Origin of the sequence: Hansschlegelia beijingensis, assembly GCF_045505405.1 — a bacterium.
Classification (GTDB): Bacteria; Pseudomonadota; Alphaproteobacteria; order Rhizobiales; family Methylopilaceae; genus Methylopila; species Methylopila beijingensis_A.
This window is the reverse complement of the sequence record NZ_JBJKEX010000312.1, coordinates 1-3,647: the sequence shown is the minus strand read 5'-3', so window position 1 is coordinate 3,647 and position 3,647 is coordinate 1. Positions and strand designations below refer to the sequence as shown.

Below are 3,647 nucleotides of genomic sequence, written 5' to 3'. Positions count from 1 at the left end.
GCCCGAAGCATGCGCCCGCGCCCACTCCGGCGGAGGCGCCGCCGCCGCCCGAGCTCTCCGCCCCGCCGCCCTATGAGCCTCAGTTGCTCAGACTGGCCGAGGTTCTCGGCGCCCTGCACCATCTGCGGACCGTCTGCACGGCGAGCGACGCCGATGTCTGGCGCGATCGCATGGCGGCGCTGATCGAGGCCGACGCGCCTACGCCCGAACGGCGCGACCGCCTCGCCGGCGCCTTCAACGCCAGCTTCCGCACCTGGGCGCGCAGCTACCGCAGCTGCACTCCCGCCGCGGACGTCGCTGTTAAGCGCTTTCTGCAGGAGGCCGGCAAGCTCGCCTCCGAGGTGCGGCAACGCTACGGCCCTTAGCATTCGATTCAGCTTTTCCCTCGCGCGTTAACCTTTTCTTCGAGAATCGCTCCACCTCGGCGGCGAAGCCGTTACCCTCGCGCTGGGTACGAGTAGGGCGACTCATGGCACACGATGATTCGACGTCGGGCGACGCGTCCACGGACGGGCGGCGCGCGGCGCTCGCCTATCTGGACGAGGCTTGGGAAGAGGCGCTGCTCGACGGCATCGCGCCCGACTGCGTCGCGCACGCCGCCTTGTTCGCGGCGCTCAAGGAGCTGGTGATGGCGTTCGGCGAGGAGGCCACGGCCCGCTTCGCCGAAAAGCTCCCGGCGAGCATCCGGGCGGGCGGCTACACGCTGCCGAGCATGCCGCACTGACGGCTCAGTAGCCGAGCGCGACGCCCAGCAGCAGGACGAAGCCGAAGATCGCCAGTCCGCCCCCGGACAGCATGTTGATCCGCGCCAGCCACTTCTCGGCGATGCGCTCCGCCAGGTGACTCGCGCCCATCGACAGCGCCAGCCACCAGGCGGCGCTGCCGATCGCGACGCCGAGCGTCAGCAGGGCCGCGGTGCCGAAATCGCCGGGATTGTCGCCGATGCCGGCGAGCCCGCCGAAGATCGCGAAGAACCCGAGCAGCACCGCCGGATTGGTGACGGTGAGCGCGAACGACGTGCCGGCCGCGCGCAGGAGCGAGGCTCTCGTGTCGTTCGCAGGGTCGCGCGTGACGGAGCTCGGCGCGTAGAGCAGCTTCACGCCGAACGCCAGAAGCACCGCGGCGCCGACGACCTTGATGACCGGCAGATGGCCTTCGACGAAGGCGGCCGCGGCGCTCACGCCGAAGGCGGCCATGCCGGCGAACAGCACGTCGGCCACGAACGCGCCCGCCCCCGCCGCCAGCGCGGACGTCACGCCGCTGCGGATCGCGCGATGGATGCACATGACGTTCGTGGGGCCCACGGGCGCATTGACGCCGATACCGATCAGGATGCCGGTCGCGACGAGCGTCAAGTCCATCAAGCGCGCGTTCTCCCGGCTTATGTTCCGCAGATCGCTTCAGGGCTGGGGCGCCGCCGAGCGGCGCACCAGAGAGGCAAGCAACCGCGCGGAACGCAACCCCGGGCGGATAAACCCCGCGTCAGGACGGCAGCGCGTCGATGAACTCGACAGGCCGGCCGAGGCCGGGCGACACGATCTCGCCCTCCCGCATGACCTGACGGCCCCTGATCACCGTGGCGATCGGCCAGCCGGTGACCTGGACGCCGTCGTAGGGCGTCCACTGGCTGCGGGATCCGATCCACGCATTCGTGATGGTCTCGCGCCGCTTCAGGTCGACGATCGTGAGGTCGGCGTCATAGCCGACCGCGATTCGTCCCTTGCGGGAGATGCCGAATATCCGCGCCGGCCCGGCGCTCGTCAGGTCGACGAAGCGCGCGAGGCTGAGCCTGCCGGCGGCGACATGGTCGAGCATGACCGGCACCAGCGTCTGGACGCCCGTCATTCCCGACGGGCTCTCCGGATAGGGCTTGTCCTTTTCCTCGAGCGTATGCGGCGCGTGGTCGGAGCCGAGCACGTCCACCACGCCCTGATTGAGCCCCCACCAGATGCCGGCGCGGTGCGCGTCGTCGCGCACCGGCGGGTTCATCTGCGCGCGCGTTCCGAGCCGCGCATAGGCGTCGGAGCCCATCGTCAGATGGTGCGGCGTGGTCTCGACCGTCGCCACGTCCTTGAATTCGGCGAGGTAGCGCATCTCCTCGGCCGTCGAGATGTGCAGCACGTGCACCTTGGCGCCATACCGCCTCGCGATCGCCGTCAGTCGGCGGGTGCACTTCATCGCCGCCTCGGCGTCGCGCCAGACCGGATGGCTCGACGGATCGCCCGGCACGCGAAGATCCTTGCGCTCCGAGAGCCGCGGCTCGTCCTCGGAATGCACGGAGACCCTGCGGCGCGTGCGCTTCAGTATCTCGGACACGCCGGCGTCGTCCGAGACGAGCAGCGAACCGGTCGACGACCCCATGAAGATCTTGATGCCCGCGGCGCCGGGGAGCCGCTCCAGTTCGGCGACGTCGCGGGCGTTGTCATGCGTGCCCCCGACGAAAAACGCGTGGTCGCAGTGCATGCGGCCCTTCGCGCGGGCGAGCTTGTCCGCGAGCGCCTCGGCCGTGACGGTCAGCGGATTCGTGTTCGGCATCTCGAACACCGCCGTGACGCCGCCCAGCACCGCGGCGCGCGAGCCGGTCTCGAGGTCCTCCTTGTGAGTCGCGCCCGGCTCCCGGAAATGAACCTGCGTGTCGATTACGCCGGGCAGGACGTGCAGCCCCGCGCAGTCGACGATCTCGCCCGCGTCGGCCCGCCCGAGATCGCCGATCAGCGCGATGCGGCCGCCGCGCACGCCGATGTCGGCGGGGTGCTCGCCGTCCTGGTTCACGACGACGCCGCCCCGCAGAATGAGGTCGAAAGTCTCGGCCATTGTGAAACCTCCTGCGCAGGATCGGCTTGAGGCCGGTCAGCCGCGTGGCTACCTTCGCGGGGGGCGGATGGCAACACGGACGGAGAAGCCGGATGCGCGGCGCTTTGCTGGACTCACGCGGACTGCTCCATGTCACCGGACCTACGGCCGGAGCGTTCCTGGACAACCTGCTGACCAACAACGTCTCAGGGCTCGAGCCCGGCCACGCCGCCTATGCGGCGCTGCTGACGCCGCAAGGCAAGATCATCGTCGACATGCTGGCGTCGCCGATCGCCGGCGGGTTCCGGCTCGACGCGCCGGCTCACCTGATCTCCGACCTGACGCGCAGGCTCGCGCTTTACCGGCTCCGCTCGAAGATCGAGATCGAGGATGTGAGCGACAGGTCGCAGGTCGCCGTGCTGTGGGGCGACGGCCTGCTTCCGCATGTCGACGCCGATATCGTCTCCGACCCGCGCCTCCCCGCGCTCGGCCGCCGCGCTTATCTTCCGGCCGGCGCGGGGCTTCCCGACGGCGTCACTCCGTCCAGCGCCGAACACTGGCACGCGCACCGCATCGCGCTCGGCGCGCCTCAGGGCGGGCTCGACTTCGTCTATGGCGACGCCTTCCCGCACGAGGCCTGCCTCGACCAGCTCAACGGGGTGAACTTCAAGAAGGGCTGCTATGTCGGGCAGGAGGTGGTCAGCCGGATGGAGCACCGCGGCACCGCGCGCACGCGCGTGACCCCGGTGCTGCTGGACGGCTTGCCGCCGGAAGTCGGGGCCGCGGTCACCGCGGGAGACAAGACGGTCGGCCGGATGGGCTCGTCGACCGACAGCCGCGGGCTCGCCCTGCTG

Annotated in this window: 5 protein-coding genes; 3 read left to right on the top strand and 2 right to left on the bottom strand. The window is 70.3% G+C overall.

Annotation, left to right across the window (positions count from 1 at the left end):
* Together ACIKT0_RS14985 and ACIKT0_RS14980 are read left to right on the top strand one after the other, a co-directional pair.
* Nucleotides 1–365: TIGR02301 family protein (locus ACIKT0_RS14985; RefSeq protein ID WP_407106113.1), on the top strand; the 365-nt coding region annotated here is incomplete at its 5' end.
* Nucleotides 366–469: 104 nt separating this feature from the next.
* Nucleotides 470–724, top strand: coding sequence for a hypothetical protein (locus tag ACIKT0_RS14980; protein ID WP_183394353.1), 255 nt, complete (start codon nucleotides 470–472; stop codon nucleotides 722–724).
* Between the two features lie 4 nt (nucleotides 725–728).
* Here ACIKT0_RS14980 and ACIKT0_RS14975 read toward each other — a convergent pair whose 3' ends face one another.
* Together ACIKT0_RS14975 and ACIKT0_RS14970 are read right to left on the bottom strand one after the other, a co-directional pair.
* Nucleotides 729–1,361: a LysE family translocator gene (locus ACIKT0_RS14975; RefSeq protein WP_407106112.1), complete on the bottom strand. Its 633-nt coding sequence runs from the start codon at nucleotides 1,359–1,361 to the stop codon at nucleotides 729–731.
* Nucleotides 1,362–1,482: 121 nt separating this feature from the next.
* Complete coding sequence (locus tag ACIKT0_RS14970) at nucleotides 1,483–2,814, bottom strand: dihydroorotase (RefSeq protein WP_407106111.1); 1,332 nt, start codon at nucleotides 2,812–2,814, stop codon at nucleotides 1,483–1,485.
* Nucleotides 2,815–2,906: 92 nt separating this feature from the next.
* Between ACIKT0_RS14970 and ygfZ the strand changes: the two genes are divergently transcribed.
* The coding region (gene ygfZ / locus ACIKT0_RS14965; protein WP_407106110.1) for a CAF17-like 4Fe-4S cluster assembly/insertion protein YgfZ at nucleotides 2,907–3,647 on the top strand (741 nt) is incomplete at its 3' end.